At 70.0% G+C, this 16,499-nt stretch carries 13 protein-coding genes; 8 read left to right on the plus strand and 5 right to left on the minus strand.

The window, feature by feature from the left end:
• Position 1: 1 nt before the first annotated feature.
• Complete coding sequence (locus tag DY218_RS04000; protein WP_128554492.1) at positions 2–964, minus strand: ROK family protein; 963 nt, start codon at positions 962–964, stop codon at positions 2–4.
• A gap of 49 nt (positions 965–1,013) precedes the next feature.
• On the opposite strand from DY218_RS04000, the gene DY218_RS04005 reads away from it, so the two are divergent.
• The 3 genes from DY218_RS04005 (at position 1,014) to DY218_RS04015 (ending at position 3,469) form a co-directional block, all read left to right on the plus strand.
• A complete protein-coding gene (locus DY218_RS04005; RefSeq protein WP_128554507.1) occupies positions 1,014–1,778 on the plus strand; it encodes a creatininase family protein in 765 nt (254 codons plus the stop codon).
• Positions 1,779–1,886: 108 nt separating this feature from the next.
• Positions 1,887–3,014: a mandelate racemase/muconate lactonizing enzyme family protein gene (locus DY218_RS04010; RefSeq protein WP_128554493.1), complete on the plus strand. Its 1,128-nt coding sequence runs from the start codon at positions 1,887–1,889 to the stop codon at positions 3,012–3,014.
• Complete coding sequence (locus tag DY218_RS04015) at positions 3,011–3,469, plus strand: RidA family protein (RefSeq protein ID WP_128554494.1); 459 nt, start codon at positions 3,011–3,013, stop codon at positions 3,467–3,469. The genes DY218_RS04010 and DY218_RS04015 overlap by 4 nt, the downstream gene beginning before the upstream one ends.
• Here the strand turns inward: DY218_RS04015 and DY218_RS04020 are convergent.
• A complete protein-coding gene (locus DY218_RS04020; RefSeq protein ID WP_128554495.1) occupies positions 3,436–4,503 on the minus strand; it encodes an ATP-dependent DNA ligase in 1,068 nt (355 codons plus the stop codon). The genes DY218_RS04015 and DY218_RS04020 overlap by 34 nt on opposite strands.
• A 102-nt stretch (positions 4,504–4,605) precedes the next feature.
• Here DY218_RS04020 and ligD point away from each other — a divergent pair, with 102 nt between their 5' ends.
• The gene (gene ligD, locus DY218_RS04025) at positions 4,606–5,637 is read left to right on the plus strand and encodes a non-homologous end-joining DNA ligase (protein WP_128554496.1); all 1,032 of its coding nucleotides are present in this window, start codon (positions 4,606–4,608) and stop codon (positions 5,635–5,637) included.
• 95 nt (positions 5,638–5,732) lie between these two features.
• Here ligD and DY218_RS04030 read toward each other — a convergent pair whose 3' ends face one another.
• Both DY218_RS04030 and DY218_RS04035 read right to left on the minus strand, forming a co-directional pair.
• Positions 5,733–7,964: an OmpL47-type beta-barrel domain-containing protein gene (locus tag DY218_RS04030; protein ID WP_128554497.1), complete on the minus strand. Its 2,232-nt coding sequence runs from the start codon at positions 7,962–7,964 to the stop codon at positions 5,733–5,735.
• A 2-nt stretch (positions 7,965–7,966) separates the two neighbouring features.
• Positions 7,967–10,357, minus strand: coding sequence for a ThuA domain-containing protein (locus DY218_RS04035; RefSeq protein ID WP_233521346.1), 2,391 nt, complete (start codon positions 10,355–10,357; stop codon positions 7,967–7,969).
• Positions 10,358–10,680: 323 nt separating this feature from the next.
• On the opposite strand from DY218_RS04035, the gene DY218_RS04040 reads away from it, so the two are divergent.
• Entirely contained in the window at positions 10,681–11,772 is a 1,092-nt protein-coding gene (locus tag DY218_RS04040; protein ID WP_199566623.1) for a multicopper oxidase domain-containing protein, read from the plus strand.
• A 138-nt stretch (positions 11,773–11,910) separates the two neighbouring features.
• The gene (locus DY218_RS04045; RefSeq protein ID WP_128554499.1) at positions 11,911–12,960 is read left to right on the plus strand and encodes a LacI family DNA-binding transcriptional regulator; all 1,050 of its coding nucleotides are present in this window, start codon (positions 11,911–11,913) and stop codon (positions 12,958–12,960) included.
• Between the two features lie 818 nt (positions 12,961–13,778).
• Here the strand turns inward: DY218_RS04045 and DY218_RS04050 are convergent.
• Positions 13,779–14,990 carry a glycoside hydrolase family 64 protein gene (locus DY218_RS04050; protein ID WP_199566625.1) on the minus strand — a complete coding sequence of 404 codons (1,212 nt, stop codon included), beginning with the start codon at positions 14,988–14,990 and terminating at the stop codon, positions 13,779–13,781.
• Between the two features lie 266 nt (positions 14,991–15,256).
• On the opposite strand from DY218_RS04050, the gene DY218_RS04055 reads away from it, so the two are divergent.
• Both DY218_RS04055 and DY218_RS04060 read left to right on the plus strand, forming a co-directional pair.
• The gene (locus tag DY218_RS04055; RefSeq protein WP_128554501.1) at positions 15,257–16,057 is read left to right on the plus strand and encodes a VOC family protein; all 801 of its coding nucleotides are present in this window, start codon (positions 15,257–15,259) and stop codon (positions 16,055–16,057) included.
• Positions 16,058–16,133: 76 nt separating this feature from the next.
• Positions 16,134–16,400 carry a WhiB family transcriptional regulator gene (locus tag DY218_RS04060; protein WP_128554502.1) on the plus strand — a complete coding sequence of 89 codons (267 nt, stop codon included), beginning with the start codon at positions 16,134–16,136 and terminating at the stop codon, positions 16,398–16,400.
• The last annotated feature ends 99 nt before the right edge of the window (positions 16,401–16,499 follow it).

The following is a 16,499-nucleotide window of genomic DNA, read 5'->3' on the forward strand; positions in this document are numbered from 1 at the left end:
CCTAGGCGCGTGTCAGAACGAGGCCGGCCCCGCCGAGCAGCGCCACGTCGTCCGGACCCACCTCGCCGAGCAGGGCGCGCGGTGGCTCGGCGGTCGACCAGGCCGTGTCGCGCCGCAGTCGCTCCTCGATCCGGGCGCGGAACGGCTCGCCGCCCTCGCGCGCCTCGCCGTGCAGCACGAACAGGCCCGGCGCGAACAGCTGTTGGACATTGACCAGGCCCAGGGCGAGATTGTCCGCGTACTCCTCGACGACGGCGCGCGCCATGGCATCGCCGGTACGGTCAGCCAGATCCGCGAGGGACGCGACACCGGTGAGGCCCGCGTCCTGTGCGCGGCGGCGCAGCCAGCGCGTGGTGGCCATCGTCTTCCAGCAGCCGCGGGCGCCACAGGTGCACAGCTCGCCGCTGGCCGCGACGGTCATATGGGCACCGCTGCGGCCGCCGTCCGGCGCGAGCACCGCACCCTCGTACAGGATCCCCACACCGAGCACCTCGCCGGTGGCGACCGATGCGAAGGTCCGGCGCCCGCGGCCCGCACCGAACCAGCGGTCGCCGAGCACCTGCAGGCGTGCCCGGTGCTCCACGTGGACCGGGGCACCGACCAGACCGGAGACGACGGCGGCGATCGGATAGCCGTGCAGGGCCGGTACGTCGTTCACCTCGAGCACCGTGCCGGTCGCCGGATCGACCAGCCCGGCCGCGGCGACGCCGACACCGGCCGGGCGCCTGCCCTCGCCCGTGAAGCAGGTCCCGGTCGCCGTACGCAGCGCCTCGTCCACACCGGAGCGCGGACCGGCCGCATCGAAGGCCGTCTCGGCGCGATGCAGCAGCTGACCCGCCCGGGACACCAGCGCGGCCCGGACCAGACCGGGCAGCACCTCGACCGCGCCGAGCGCCGGACGCGGCACAGGAGGCCCTGATTCCGGTTCGGGGACGAGACGCAGCGAGGGACGTTCAACAGCCATGCGCAGACTCTGCCACGGCCGAAACGAAGGAGACAGACCGGTGTGGGAGATGACCGGCCTCACCTGGCGTGAGACACGGGACGCCGGACGCAGCGGGATCGCCCTGCTGCCCATCGGCTCCCAGGAGCAGCACGCGGACCATCTGCCGATGGGCACCGACACCCTGCTCGCGAGTGCGGTCGTGGACCGGGCGGCCGCCCTTCTGGAGGGCGACGGACCCCCCGTCGTACGACTGCCCGTGCTGCCGTACGGGCACAGTCCGCACCACCTCTTCGCGGCCGCCGTGTCGCTGTCGGCCGCGACCCTGTCCGCCGTGCTCGGCGACATCCTCGGCTCGCTCGCCCGCAGCGGCTACCGCCGCATCATGATCGTCAACGGCCACGGCGGCAACGACGAGATCATGCGGCTCGCCGTCAAGGAGTTCGCCCTGCACACGGACGCGGCGGTGGCGGCCTGCTCGTACTGGAGCCTCGGGACGCTCTCGCCGGACGAGCAGGCCGCGGGCCGGCCCGAGGTCACGCCCGGGCACGCGGGCTGGTTCGAGACCTCCCTGATGCTCGCCGCGCACCCCGCCCTGGTGCGCACCCCGCTGCCCGTGCGGGAGCCCGTCGAGCCGCCACCGCTCTTCGACCGGCCGCCGCACGCCGGGCTCACCGTCGAGCGGCACGGCGAGTGGGAGCGGGTGGGCGGAGCGACCGACGACCCGTCCGGCGCGGACGCGGAGCGCGGCGGCCGGCTGCTCGCTGCGCGGGGCGCGGAACTCGCGCAGGCGATCCGTGCCTTCGACACGGCGACCCGTACGCACAGCGCCTGACCACCGGGGCGGGCACCACACGAGACCCACCGAACGGGACCCCGGCACCAATCGTCCACCAGCACCGCACCAGCACCAGCGCAGCACCCCGCACCACCAAGGAGAGCCTTGAAGATCACCGACGTCGACGTGCAGGTCGTCAACCTGCCGCTGACCAACCCGTTCACCAGCTCCTTCGAGACCAAGACCGGCGAGACCCGCACCGTCGTACGGATCTCCACCGACGAGGGCATCGTCGGCTGGGGCGAGACCATGTGGGGGCAGCCCGTCGCCGCCCTGGTGCGCAGACTGGCCAAGGATCTGATCGGCACCAGCCCGTTCGCCCTGGAGGCCTTCCACCGCAAGCAGCACATGGTGCCGTTCTTCCACGGCTACCTCGGCTACGCCGCGATAGCCGCCCTCGATGTCGCCTGCTGGGACCTGATGGGCAAGGCCTCCGGCCACTCGGTCACCGACCTGCTGGGCGGCCCGGTACGCGAAGAGGTCCCGCTGACCGCGCTCATCACCCGCGCCGACGCCGGCGGCGCCACCGGCGCGGACCTCGGGCCCGCGCTCGCCGAGCACACCGCACGGGTCGTCGACGAGGGCGGCTTCGACGCCGTCAAGCTCAAGGGCACCACCGACATCGACGGCGACGTGGCGATCCTGCGCGCCATCCGCGACCGGCTGCCCGCGATCAAGCTGCGCGTCGACCCGAACGCCGCCTGGTCCGTGCCCGACACGGTGAGCGCCGGACGAGCCCTCGAGGATCTCGGCCTCGAATACCTGGAAGACCCCTGCGTCGGCATCGAGGGCATGAGCCAGGTGCACGCCCAGGTCCGCATCCCGCTGTGCACCAATATGTGCGTCGTCCGTTTCGAGGACTTCGCCCCCGCGATGCGCCTGCGCGCCGTCGACATCATCCACGGCGACGTCTACAAATGGGGCGGCATCGCCCCGACCAAGGCGCTCGCCGCGCACTGCGAGACCTTCGGCCTCGGCATGAATCTGCACAGTGGCGGCGAGCTCGGCATCGCCACCGCCGCCCACCTCGCCGTCGTCGCCAGCACCCCGGTCCTGAACCGCGCCATCGACTCGATGTACTACCTGCACGCCGACGACATCATCGAGCCGCTCACCCTGCACCGCGGCCGGCTCACCGTCCCGCAGGGGCCAGGGCTCGGCGTCACCGTCGACGAGGACAAGCTCAGCCACTACGCCGCGGTCAACGAGCGCGAGGGAGACCTGACCGGATGACCAGCCCCGACGACACCACCGCATCCACCGCGACCACCGCACCCCGGGCGATCACCACCGACCGCGCACCCCGCCCGGCCGGCGCGTACAGCCAGGGCATCGAGGCCGCCGGACTCGTCTGGACCGCGGGCTTCGGCCCGCAGGACCCGGCCACCGGAGCCGTCGCCGACACCGTCGGCGAACAGACCGCGCAGGTGCTCCGCAACGTCCTCGCGGTCCTCGCCGAACAGGGCCTGGACGCCTCGGACATCGTCAAGGCCACCGTCCATCTCCAGCATCTGCACCGTGACTTCGAGGAGTTCAACCGGGCGTACGAGGAGTTCTTCACGCCCCCGTACCCGGTCCGCACCACGGTCGGCTCGGACCTGATGAACATCCTCGTCGAGATCGACGTGGTCGCGGTACGGCGGCCCACCGAGGATCAGTCCGTGCCGAGCACCTCACCGAGGGCGTAGCGGACCGGCTCCTCCAGCTGGGCGTAGGTGCAGCTCTCCGGCGCCCGGTCGGGGCGCCAGCGGCGGAACTGCGCCGTGTGCCGGAAGCGGGCGCCGTTCTCCATGTGGTCGTAGGCCACCTCGGCGACCCGCTCCGGCCGCAGCGGCACCCAGGAGAGATCCTTCTTGCCCGACCAGCGGCTCGGTGCGCCCGGAAGCCGGGCCGACTCGTGCGCGGACTCCTCGGCCCAGGCCGCCCACGGGTGGCCGGCCGCCGACTCCATCCGCAGCGGTTCCAGCTCGGCGATCAGCTCCTCGCGCCGCTTCATCGAGAACGCCGCGCACACGCCCACGTGCTGCAGGGCGCCCGCGTCGTCGTAGAGACCGAGGAGCAGTGAGCCGACCACCGGGCCCGACTTGTGGAAGCGGTAGCCCGCCACCACGGCATCGGCCGTACGGTCGTGCTTGATCTTGTACATCAGGCGTTCGTTCTGCCGGTACGGGAGGTCGAGCGGCTTGGCGACGACGCCGTCGAGCCCCGCGCCCTCGTACACCGTGAACCACTCGGCCGCCGTCGCCTCGTCCGTCGTCGCGGGCGCCACATGGACCGGCGCGTCCGCCCCGCCGAGCGCCCCGATGAGCCGGGCGCGCCGGTCGGTGAACGGAGCGTCGAGCAGCGAATCGCCTCCGAGCGCCAGTGCATCGAAGGCCACGAACGAGGCCGGGGTGCGCTCGGCGAGCAGCTGCACGCGCGAGTCGGCCGGGTGGATCCGCTCGGTCAGGGCGTCGAAGTCGAGCCGCCCGTCGAGCGCGATCACGATCTCCCCGTCCAGCACACAGCGGGTCGGCAGTTCCTCCCGCAGCGCCCCGACCAGCTCGGGAAAGTACCTGGTCAGCGACTTGCCCGTACGACTGCCGAGCTCGACCTCGTCCCCGTCACGGAACACGATCGCCCGGAACCCGTCCCACTTGCCCTCGTAACTCATCCCGGGCGGGATCCGGGCCACGGACTTCGCGAGCATCGGCTTCACGGGCGGCATCACCGGCAGATCCATGCCTCGATTCTGCTGCGGATACGTCCACGGCGCCCGGTGTGCGCGATACGCCGCCGCGTCTCCGGGGTGCGCGGCGGCCGCCGACTGCCTACCGTGACTGGCATGGGAGCAGCCGTGGAGCTCGACGCGGGCGGCCGCAAGGTGCGCCTCTCCAGCCCGGACAAGGTCTACTTTCCGCAAGCCGGATTCACCAAGCTCGACCTCGCGCAGTACTACCTCACCGTCGGCGACGGCATCCTGCGTGCCCTGCGCGACCGTCCCACCACCCTGCAGCGCTACCCGGAGGGTCTGGACGGCGAGTCCTTCTACCAGAAGCGGGCCCCGAAGAACCTGCCCGACTGGATCCCCACCGGCCGTGTCGCCTTCCCCAGCGGCCGCACCGCGGACGAGATCTGCCCCACCGAGGTCGCCGCGGTCATCTGGGCCGCCCAGTACGGCACCTTCACCTTCCACCCCTGGCCGGTCCGCCGCGACGACACCGACCACCCCGACGAGCTCCGCATCGACCTCGACCCGCAGCCCGGCACCGACTACCACGACGCGGTCCGCGCCGCCCACGAACTGAAGCAGGTACTGGCCGACTTCGGCGGTCTGCACGGCTGGCCCAAGACCTCCGGCGGCCGCGGCCTGCACGTGTTCGTGCCCGTCGAACCGCGCTGGACGTTCACCGAGGTCCGCCGCGCCGCCATCGCCTGCGGCCGCGAACTCGAACGCCGGATGCCCGACGGGGTCACCACCGCCTGGTGGAAGGAGGAGCGCGGCGAGCGCATCTTCGTCGACTTCAACCAGACGGCCCGCGACCGCACCATCGCCTCCGCCTACTCCGTACGCCCGCGCCCGGGCGCCCCGGTCTCCGCACCCCTGCGCTGGGACGAGCTGGACGACGCCGTGCCCGAGGACTTCGACCTCGCCACCATGCCGGCCCGCTACACCGAACTCGGCGATGTGCACGCGGACATGGACGACCACCGCTTCCGGCTCGACGCCCTCCTCGAACTCGCCGACCGGGACGAACACGACCGCGGCCTCGGCGACATGCCCTATCCGCCGGAGTACCCGAAGATGCCGGGCGAGCCCAAGCGCGTACAGCCGAGCCGCGCCCGGCACGACGACGAAGAAGCACACGGCACGTGAGCGCAGAAGCGCACGGCACGTGAGCGCAGAAGCGCGCCCCCTGCCCGTGGGGACGGGCAGAGGGCGCGCGGCACATTCCGCGAACAGGCCCCGGGCTACAGCTCCTTGACCCGGATGTCGCGGTACGAGATCACATCGGTGACCCCGTGCACCTGCAGCCCGACATAGCCGGAGGCGTAACGCCGCCCGTCCGTGCCCGGGTCGCCGTCACGCGGCGGCTCGAAGACCTGACCGCCGGTGTTGTCGAACTCGTTGATCAGCTCGCCGTTGCGGAAGATCGAGTAGTGCTGATCCTCCACCCGGACCTCGTAGTCGTTCCAGGTGCCCTTCGGCGTCACGCCCGCGCCGGCCAGGCCCACGCGGTCGAAGCCGTAGACCGAACCGGTCTTGTACATGTCGCCGTCCGGCCGGTCGAGCATCTGGATCTCATGGCCGTAGTTGATGGCGACCCACTCCGGACGGTCCTCCTCCGGGTGGTCGTGCACCTGCGGGAAGCGGACGAACAGACCGCCGTTGGCGTTCCCGTTGCCGGGAGCGTCGTCCCGCCACTGCAGCTTGATCGAGAAGTTCTCGAACTTCCGCTCCGGGAACCACAGCATGCCCATGCCCTCGACCTCGGTGCTGGAGGTGATCGAACCGTCCGGGTTCAGACCGAACTTGCCGCCGCCCACCTGCTGCCACTTGTCGAAGGACTTCTGTGTGCCGTCGAAGATCGGCTTGTAGCCGGTGTTCTGACCCGGCTTGCCGATCCCGGACTGCTTGGCCGCCTGACGGACCGTCTTGCGCTCGCGCTTGTCGATCACGCCCTCGTCGAGCAGATCCTCCAGGACCTCGTCCACGTGCTTGAGGAACAGCGCCTGCGAGGACCAGTCCTTCTCGTCCTCGATCAACTCGCCGATCGTGCAACGGGACTTGGTCATCCGGTTCGGCACACCACTGTCCACCTCACCGAGGAAGACGGTGTCCCGCTCGTCGTACTCCGGGCAGTTGGGCGCCGGGACGCCGCCGCCCTCGACGATGGTGAAGCCGGCCGACTTGGCCTCCGCGGTGTTGCCCGCCTTGTCCGTGGCGCGGTATGCCACGGTGTGCCGGCCGAGCCGGTCCACCACGACCGCCTTGTCGTACGCCACGAAGGGCGCACCGTCGAGCGAGTACTCGATCTTGTCGACACCGGAGTCGTCGTCGGTCGCGGTGACCGCCACCGATGCCGTACCGACATAGGCACCGTTGGAGTTCTTCGTGCCCTCGACCTTCGCCGAGGTCTCCGGCGGTGTCTTGTCCTCGGCCGGCGGCTCGACCACCTCGAAGGCGACCTCCTTGGCCTCCGCGGCATTGCCGGCCTTGTCCGTGGCGCGGTACTTCACCGTGTACGAACCGGCCTCCTGGAAGGCCACCGGCTCGGTGTAATCCTGCCACCCGCCGTCGCCGATCGCGTACTCGACCTTGTTGACCCCCGAACCGGCGTCGGAGGCCGACACGGTGACCGTGGCCGTGCCGACGTAGGCACCGTCCTCGTTCTCCTCACCGGTGACGGTGGCGGAGGTCTCCGGCGGATCGGTGTCGTCGCCGGACGGGGCGACCACCGAGAACTCGGCGGTCTTCTCGTCCGAGGTGTTGCCCGCCTTGTCGGTGGCTCTGTACCGGATCTTGTGGTCACCGACCTGGTCGATCACCACCGGGTCCGTGTACGGCTGCCACTCGCCGTCGTCACCGAGCGCGTACTCGGTCTTCTCGACGCCGGAACCGCCGCTCTCGTCGGTGGCCGTGACGGTCACCGTTGCCTGGCCGACATAGTCGCCGTCGGCGTTCTGCGTGCCGTCCACCTTCGCGTCGGTCTCGGGAGCGGTGGTGTCCTCGCCGCCGCCCTCGGTGACCTCCAGGACGCCTTCCATGGTGCCGTGCCCCGGAATCGTGCAGTGGTAGCGGTACTTGCCGGGAGTCAGGGTGACCTCGGCGGTGTGCTTGCCGCCCTCGGCGTCCGAGGGGTTGGCCAGGATGTTCAGCGTGACGTCGTTGTTGTAGTCCGGATTGGACGTGTCGAACGTCAGGGTGTGCGGCATGCTCGTCGTGTTGCCGGTCGCCTCGCTGTTCTCGAAGACGATCGTCGTGGGACCCGCCACCGCCGTGGTCGGCGCCGACAGGTACTTGTCGATCGGGTCGCCCGCGGTCCAGGTGAGCGTCTGCTCCGCGGCCGCCTTCCTGGCCGCGGCCTGGTCCGCCTCGGGCACGTCCTGGCCGAAGGCGGCGGGCGCGAGCAGCCCGACGAGCAGCAGGAACGCGGTCGCCAGTATCTGCCACGGCCGATTGCCGGTGTGTCTCTGTCTCATGCTCAGCCCCTCGCCACCCAGTCGGCCTTCGGTGTGGCGCCGCCGCCCTTGTACGTGACGCGCCACAGTGCGGACTTCTCGTCCGAGGTGAAGAAGCCGCGTCCGTAGTCGAGGACGTACAGCGAACCGTCGGGAGCGAACTTCCAGTCCATCAGGTTCTTGATGCCGTCGTCGCCGATCGGGACGATCTTCTTCAGGGACTCCGCGTGCACCGGCACGCCGCCCTTGCCCACGGTCTTCGGATCGGTGAGCACCGCGTGCCGCGGCTGGTCGGTGTCGTAGAAGTCACCGACGAACCACTTGCCGTCCCAGTACGAGGGCCACTTGTCCTTGCTGTTGCTGTCGGAGTCGAAGCGGTACACGGGACCGTTCATCGCGGCCTGGCCGCCGCCCTTGAGCCACGGCAGCAGGAACTCCTGCTCGTCCTCCTTGTACGAGGGCACGCCGTTCTCGTCGCGCGGGAAGTCCGGGCCGCCGCCGGCGGGGGAGTACCAGATGGTGTTGCTGGTGATCGGCGGGATGTTGACCAGGCCGTCGTTGTTCGGCGACTCGTTCTTCGGCGCGTCGCAGTCGTACCAGTCGAGCGGCTTCGTCGGGTCCGGCAGATTCCGGTCGCGGTACGGCTGCTTGTTGCCCATGCAGTACGGCCAGCCGTGGTTGCCGGCCTCGGTGATCGCCGCGAACGTGTCGTACTTGGCGGGGCCCCAAGTGGTCGAGGGCTCACCGGCGTCCGGGCCGACCCAGCCCGCGTACAGCGTGTCGGTCGCCTTGTCGATCGAGATGCGCGCCGGGTTCCGTACGCCCATCACATAGATCTCGCCGCGGGTCTTGCCACCGCCCTCGTCGGGCTCCTCACCGGTGAAGAGGTTGCCCTTCGGCAGGGTGTAGGTGCCGTCGTCCTCCGGATGGATCCGCAGGATCTTGCCGTTGAGGTTGTTGGTGTTGCCCGCGGTGCGCCGGGCGTCCGCGAAGGAGACACCCTTGAAGTTCGGCTCCGGGTTGTTGCCGGAGTAACCGTCGCTGAACTGGCTCGAGTTGTTGTCACCCGTCGCGATGTACAGGTTGCCCTTCGAGTCCCAGGCCATGCCGCCGCCCGCATGGCAGCAACTGTGGATCTGGACCGGCCAGTCGAGCAGCACCTTCTCGCTGTCCATGTCCAGCTTGTTGGTCTCGAGGTCGAACGTGAAGCGGGAGACCCGGCGTTCGGCCATGTGCTTGTCGCGGTCGATCTCCGAGTGCGGCGTGTAGTGCAGGTACACCCAGCCGTTGGACTCGAAGTCCGGGTCGAGCTCGATCCCGAGCAACCCCTCCTCGACCTTGATCAGTTCGTCGCCGCCGCCCTTGTTGCCGAAGACGGTGAGCGCTCCGGCGCGGGTGGTCTTCCCGGTCTCGGGGTCGTAGACGTGGATCTCGCCCGTGCCCTTGCCGATGTTCGGGTCGTCCCAGTCGGTGACCACCGGCTGCGAGGCGTCCGCGCCGCCGCGGCCGATGTACAGGACGCGGCCGTCGGGGGCCGTCACAAGGCCGTGCGGCTCGCCGATCTGGTCGTTCTCACCGGGCTTGTTGGGCTCGGTGAGCCGCTTGGCCTCGTAGTTGGCGTCGATGGCCGCCTTGCAGTCGGCCCGCACCAGACGGGTCGTCCACAGCAGGGCGCCCCGCAGGTGGTCGCGGAAGTCCGCCTCGGCGTACGAGTCGGCGGTGCCGCCCATGCCGGTGTAGAAGGAGCGCCCGCCGTCGTAGTCGCGGCACCAGGAGATCGGGTGGTCGGCGCCGTTCGCACCCTCACCCGGCTTGTACGTGGTCTCCCGGACCCGGGCCACGGTGTGCACCGAACCCGAGGGATTCTTCTCCCAGTTGAGCCATTTGTCGGGGCGCTTCCACTCCAGCGGCAGGTCCTTCGTCGCCGGGTGCTGACGGTCGCCGAGCTCGACGGTGGCGCGCTGGGCCTCGGCCCCGCTGCCCGCGGTCGGCCGGGCGCCGATCAGTCCGGAGAACCAGTCCGAGTACGGCTCGGTGCGGGCCGCGTCGTGCAGCCCGAGGAATCCGCCGCCGGCCTCCATGTACGCCTCGAGGCCCAACTCCTGTGCACCGTCGAGCACATCGCCGGCGCCGGTGAGGAACACCACGGCGTTGAAGCGGCTCAGGCGGGTGTCGTTGGTGAAGACCGAGGCGTCGTCGGTCGCGGTGATGGTGAAACGCTGGCCCGCAGGCCCTGACTGGCCGATCTTCTCGATCGCCTCGATACCGGCGTTGACCACCGGTGATTCCTCGTCCGCCGAGGCGTGGAAGACGAGGACGCGCACATTGTCACCGCCGGGCGGCGACTGGACGGACATCGTTGTCGCGGGCGGATCGGGGAACGGCCTGGCGGTGGCGGGTGAGGTGGCGAGCATGCCCGCGGTCACCGCCCCGGCCAGCAGTCCCGCTCCGAGGGCCCGTCGCGCTCTGCGTCTGGATCTGCTCAACCCTGTTGGTGCCAAGGGCTTTTGATGCGGTGTGAGCCGCATGTGTTCACCCACCCCTCGTCGGATACAGCAACGGCGCCAAGGAAGCTAGACCTCTTTTCGCAACCCGCCAATAGGTATGACCGGAATACTTCGAACTTTGTCCTGAGCGTGGATAAACCCGGACCCCGCCGCTACGGTGTGGTGTCCGTGGGGAGCCATAGGTCCGTGCTGCCCCTGTCAATCTCCGTACAGACGTGGGGAGTTCGGTGATGCGTGAAGCGGGTGGCATCGGCAGGCGGAGCTTCAACCGGCGGCTTTTCGCCGGAGGAGCAGTCGCGGCCACGGGTCTGACATCGATGTCGGCGGCGTTCCCGCCCGAGTCGGCGGCCGACGAGGCGGATGCCGTGAAGAAGGCCGTCGCGGCCAAGGAGGACCGCCACCTGAAGCTGTACGTGGAGGATCTCCCGGACGGCCAGATGGGATACGGACTGGAGAAGGGCAAGGCCACCATCCCCGGCCCGCTGATCGAGATGGTCGAGGGCGACACCCTGCACATCGAGGTGGAGAACACCTCCAAGGTGGCCGCGAGCCTCCATCCGCACGGCGTGGACTACGAGATCACCAGCGACGGCACCCGGCACAACAAGAGCCATGTCGAGCCGGGCGAGACCCGCACCTACACCTGGCGCACCCACGCTCCGGGCAAGCGCAAGGACGGCACCTGGCGGGAGGGCAGCGCGGGCTACTGGAACTACCACGACCATGTCGTCGGCACCGACCACGGGACCGGCGGCCTGACCAAGGGGCTCTACGGCCCGCTGGTCGTACGGCGCGACGGGGACCCGCTGCCCGACAAGAGCTTCACCATCGTCTTCAACGACATGACGATCAACAACCTCGACGCGGGGCCTGACTTCGAGGTCACCGTCGAGGACCGCGTCGAGCTGATCGTGATCACGCACGGCGAGCTGTACCACACGTTCCACATCCACGGTCACCGCTGGGCGGACAACCGCACCGGCATCCTCACCGGACCCGACGATCCGACCCCGGTCATCGACAACAAGATCACCGGGCCGGCCGACTCCTTCGGACTGCAGATCATCGCGGGGGAGGGGGTGGGCGCGGGCGCCTGGATGTACCACTGCCATGTGCAGAGCCACTCCGACATGGGGATGGCGGGATTCCTGCTCGTCGCCAAGCCGGACGGCACCGTGCCGGGCCATGGGGACCATGGCGGGCACGGCGCGAAGTCCGGCAAGGCTGGGGAGTCGGGCAAGTCGGGGGCATCGGAGAAGTCCGCGCAGGGTGGAGCGGAATCCGGTGAGAAGGCCGCGTCGGGGCACGAGGGTCACCATTGAGGGCTGGGGCGGGCCCGGGAGGGGCCGCTGCGCGGATCCAGAAAGCGCTCTCATGAACGGGTGAGCAGCCGCCACCGGTGGCTATCCTGAGCTGCGGCGGGCCGCACCGGCCGCCGACCGCCGTCGAGGAGCGCCCCGTTGACTGACAAGCCCGCCGCCCCACGCCCCACCCTGGAGGCCGTGGCCGCACGGGCCGGGGTGTCCCGTGCCACGGTCTCCAGGGTGGTCAACGGGGGCGCGGGCGTGACCGCTCCCCTCGCGAGCAAGGTGATGCGCGTGGTCGAAGAGCTCGGCTACGTACCGAACCGGGCCGCCCGCAGCCTCGTCACCCGCCGCCACGACGCGGTGGCCGTGATCATCGCGGAGCCGGAGACCCGGGTGTTCACGGACCCGTTCTTCGGCCGCCAGCTGCGCGGCATCAGCAAGGAACTGACCGCCCACGACTCGCAGTTGGTGCTCCTGCTCGTCGAGGAGAAGAGTGACTACGCGCGCGTGGGTCGCTATCTGGCGGGCGGCCATGTCGACGGCGCCCTGGTGTTCTCGGTGCACACCCAGGACGAACTGCCCGCGATCGTACGGGCGTCGGGCCTGCCCACCGTCTTCGGCGGCCGCCCGGATCCCGTCGAGGAGAGCACCCCGTACGTGGACTGCGACAACCGCGGGGGCGCGCGCGAGGCCGTACGTCATCTGCTGTCGCTCGGCCGCGGTCAGGTCGCGCACATCACCGGCCCGCTGGACCAGACCTCGGCCGTTGACCGTCTGGACGGCTACCGGGACGTCGTGCCGGACGCGGACGCCGCACTGATCGCCGAGGGCGACTTCACCCCGGAGGGCGGCGAGCGGGCGATGCGTGAGCTGCTCGAGCGCAGCCCCGGCCTCGACGCGGTGTTCGCCGCCAACGACCTGTCGGCCTCGGGCGCCCTGCGGGTGCTGCGCGAGGCGGGCCGCCGGGTCCCCGAGGACGTCGCGGTGATCGGCTTCGACGACATGGTCCCGCTGGCCGGCCGCACGGAACCGCCGCTCACCACCGTGCGGCAGGACATCGAGGAGATGGGCCGCATGATGGCCAGGCTTCTGCTGCGCAGCCTGGAACGCGGACCGGCGCGGGGTGCCGCGGGCCCCGAACCGGAGGCCGATCCGGCGTCGATCGTCACCCCCACGGTACTGGTGAGGCGGACCTCGGCCTGAGCCGAGCACATCTGCCCCTGGCCCCTTCCGGGCCCACCTTTCCGACTCCACCTCAGCCCTTCACCGGGCTCCACTTCAGCCGTCCGGCTCCATCTCAGCCCTGTACCGGGTTCCACTTCAGCCGTCCGGCTCCATCTCAGCCCTGTACCGGGTTCCACTTCAGCCGTCCGGCTCCATCTCAGCCCTGTACCGGGTTCCACTTCAGCCGTCCGGCTCCATCTCAGCCCTGTACCGGGCTCCACCTCGGCCGTCCGGCTCGACCTCAGCCCTGTACCGGGCTCCACTTCAGTCGTCCGGTTCCACCTCAGCCGTTTACCTGGCACCACTTCAGCCCTTTGCCGGGCACCAATCCATGCCATCCGGCTCCACTTCACCCTGTCCGGCGCCACTTCAGCCGGTCCGGCGTTTGAGGACATCTTTCAGCCTGTCCGGCGTTTGAGGACGAGGCCGCCAGGCCGATGCCTGGAACGCGACCCGCCACCGGCCGGTGGGTGGTACCTCAACAGCCCCGGCGCTGGCGCGCCTTGTCCTCAAACGCCGGACGGGCTGAATTGGCGCTGCCGCGCCTCGTCCTCAAGCGCCGGACAGGCTGAAGTGGTGCCGGACGGGCTGAAGTGGTGCCCGACGGGCCGAAGTGGTGCCCGACAAAGGGGTGAAGTGGAGCCGGACGGCTGAAGTGGAGCCCGGTAAAGGGCCGGGGTGGAGAGCCGGACGGCTGAAGTGATGCCGGACGGGCTGAACGCAGGCCCCGGCCTGAGGAGGGCGGCCGGGGCCCACGTCACGAGTCGTACCGGTCCCGGGACCGGCCGCACGCGGGATCAGGACCCGACGGTCACCGTGAAGCGCTGCGGATTGCCGTCGTGCGCGGCGCCCGACTCGTCCGGCTCGCCGTCCGGCCGCACGTCGTCGTACGGGAAGGCGTATCCGATCGGCGAGTTGGCGTGCACCACGCGCGCGTAGTGGTTGGTCACGTCGTCGCCGTAGTAGTCGTCGGCGGTGGCGCCGTTGGGCTGCTCCGGGTGGGTCAGCATGATGCTGCGGTTGAACCCGGCGGCGATCCGCGCCAGCAGGCCCTTCTTGTCGTCGGGGTCGTCCGGGTTGTTGGCGAACGGCCCGTGGTTGCAGGTGAAGATGTCCTTCGACTCGGGCTTGGCGAAGGTGTGGCCGCCCTCGAACGTCAGGGTGTCGCCCTCGATCCGCCCGGTGAGCACACCGCGTCCGCCCTGCAGGTCGATCTTGAGGTCCTCCGAGCGGTACTTCTCCCACACCTGGTCGACGTAGTCGGCGAACAGGTCGCGGAAGGGCATCTCCTCGGGTGTGCCGAAGAACGGTGCCATGAGGTTCTGCGGGGAGATCACCCGCAGGACGCTGTCGCCGTCGCCGCGGATGACGAGGTCGCCCCAGGGCTGGCCGTCCTTCTCCTGCTGAGCCACCAGGTCGGAGGCGATCTTGTCCACCGCGCCGTCCGGCAGCGGTGCCACGGTGTGCGTCTCGTCGCCCTCGAGAGTGATGCCGATGGGCAACGATGTCACGAGGTCCACATAGCTGATGTTGGAGTACAACTGCTCCGTGTTGAACGTGAACTCGGCGAACGACCATGTGCGGCCGTAGTTGGGGTCCTCGGGCGTGGAGAACGCGGGCTCCACGAGGGACGGGCCCGGGTTGAGGAAGAAGTCCAGCTTCTCGTCCCGTACGAAGTAGACCCGGGCGCCGTGCATTTGAGGGAGCGTCAGGACGACGGGCTCGGACCCGGCCTCGCCCAGCGGGATCGCGCAGTCCTCGGGCAGCGGCGTCTCGGGCTCGGAGACGTCCTCGGGCTTGTAGACGCTGCCGTCCGCCTTGAGCAGCACCCAGGCGTCCGTGGCGAGCTCGTGGCCGGTGACGTACGCGTACACCGTGCCGGGCAACGACTTGTTCTCCAGGGCGATTTCGCAGGTCTCGGGGGCCGCGCTCGCCTTGGGGGCGACGGCGGATCCCCAGACGGGGTACGTCAGGGCCGCGGTGGTGCCGATGGCCGCGGTGAGGAACATTCTGCGCGATATCACTAGGACACTCCTGATGTGTGGGGGACACAGGGGCGTGCGGAAGTTGGGGGGAGGCGCCCTGCGGGTTATCAATGTTGCGGGCGTCGTCCCCGGCGTCAAGAGTTGTGACTGAGAGCGCTCTCAGAAACTTGTCGGCTTCAGGAACTGAATCTTTGTCAGCACCGCGGGAGACGTCACGGGCGGCGATTGTCAGTGGGCGGTGGAAGACTCGGTGACGAAAGGGACAACCGGACTCGTCCAAGGAGCCGATCATGCTCACAACCCGGTTCGTCACCGGTTCGCTGAACTGGACGGACTACTGTGCCCCGGACATCGAAGCCGCCGCGGAGTTCTACGGCAGGGTCTTCGGCTGGGAGTTCGCGCCGGGACCCGCGGAGTTCGGTGGGTACGGCACATTCACGTCGGACGGCAAGGCGGTGGCCGGCGGTATGTCCGTCCCCGCGGACATGGCCGCCCCGGCCTGGTCGATCTATTTCTGTACGCCGGACGTGGACGCCACCATCAAGGCGGTGCAGGACGCCGGCGGGTCCGCGCCGATGGAGCCGATGGACGTAGCGGACCTCGGCCGCATGGGCATCCTCGAGGACTCGCAGGGCGCGGGGTTCAACGTCTGGCGGCCCGGCACGATGCCCGGCCTGGAGAAGGTCGAGGAAGCGGGCTCGCTGAACTGGGTCGAGCTCTTCACGGAGGATGTCGCAGCGGCCACTTCGTTCTACTCCGCGGTGGGCCTCGACACCTTCGACGTACCGATGGACGGCGGCACCTACGTCACGGTGCTCCCGGTGGGCTCCGGCGCGGACGCCATGTTCGGCGGGGTCGTCGCCAAGGCGGACGACCCCGTGGAGGCCGAGGGGCCCTCGTACTGGCTGCCGTACTTCGCCGTGGAGGACTGCGACGCGACGGTGGCCCGCGTGCGGGAGGGCGAGGGCTCGGTGCGCTTCGGCCCCTCCGACATCGAGGGCGTGGGCCGGATCGCCAAGCTGGCGGATCCCTACGGCGCGAAGTTCGCGGTGATCCAGCCGCCGCCGCGGGCCGCACAGGATGCCGCCTGAGGTCCGGCAGGGGGTCCGGTGGCGCGTTCAGCGTTCGTTGATCGCTTGTTTCGGGCCTCCGGCGAGCATGGTCCCCATGCTCAGCAAGCCCAGTATCGGAACGGACCGCAGTGGCGGGCCGCAGCGGGGACGGCCCGCATGGCAGGAGGGGGCGCTGTGCGCGCAGACCGGCCCCGAGTTCTTCTTCCCGGAGCCCGGCGGCTCCGTGCGGGAGGCCAAGGCGCTCTGTCTCGCCTGCGAGGAACGCCTGGCCTGCCTCGACTATGCGCTCACCCACGACGAGCGCTTCGGTGTCTGGGGCGGACTCTCCGAGAAGGAGCGCCTGGCGCTCAGACGGGGCTGACCCGCGCTGAGGCGCCCGACCTGCGCCGGGCCGGGCCGCCGTCCGGGCCCCGGCAGGCAGGCCGGGACCGGGCGGCGGCCGCGCTCAGCCGGCCGCCCG

The organism is Streptomyces triticagri (assembly GCF_003429565.1).
In the GTDB taxonomy this organism is placed as follows: Bacteria; Actinomycetota; Actinomycetes; order Streptomycetales; family Streptomycetaceae; genus Streptomyces; species Streptomyces triticagri.

Excerpts from the sequence above, each read along its gene's own strand:
- DY218_RS04000 (WP_128554492.1), bottom strand. The coding sequence starts at position 964 with ATGGCTGTTGAACGTCCCTCGCTGCGTCTCGTCCCCGAACCGGAATCA.
- DY218_RS04005 (WP_128554507.1), top strand. The coding sequence starts at position 1,014 with ATGACCGGCCTCACCTGGCGTGAGACACGGGACGCCGGACGCAGCGGG.
- DY218_RS04015 (WP_128554494.1), top strand. The coding sequence starts at position 3,011 with ATGACCAGCCCCGACGACACCACCGCATCCACCGCGACCACCGCACCC.
- DY218_RS04020 (WP_128554495.1), bottom strand. The coding sequence starts at position 4,503 with ATGGATCTGCCGGTGATGCCGCCCGTGAAGCCGATGCTCGCGAAGTCC.
- ligD (WP_128554496.1), top strand. The coding sequence starts at position 4,606 with ATGGGAGCAGCCGTGGAGCTCGACGCGGGCGGCCGCAAGGTGCGCCTC.
- DY218_RS04030 (WP_128554497.1), bottom strand. The coding sequence starts at position 7,964 with ATGAGACAGAGACACACCGGCAATCGGCCGTGGCAGATACTGGCGACC.
- DY218_RS04035 (WP_233521346.1), bottom strand. The coding sequence starts at position 10,357 with ATGCTCGCCACCTCACCCGCCACCGCCAGGCCGTTCCCCGATCCGCCC.
- DY218_RS04040 (WP_199566623.1), top strand. The coding sequence starts at position 10,681 with ATGCGTGAAGCGGGTGGCATCGGCAGGCGGAGCTTCAACCGGCGGCTT.
- DY218_RS04050 (WP_199566625.1), bottom strand. The coding sequence starts at position 14,990 with ATGTTCCTCACCGCGGCCATCGGCACCACCGCGGCCCTGACGTACCCC.
- DY218_RS04055 (WP_128554501.1), top strand. The coding sequence starts at position 15,257 with ATGCTCACAACCCGGTTCGTCACCGGTTCGCTGAACTGGACGGACTAC.
- DY218_RS04060 (WP_128554502.1), top strand. The coding sequence starts at position 16,134 with ATGCTCAGCAAGCCCAGTATCGGAACGGACCGCAGTGGCGGGCCGCAG.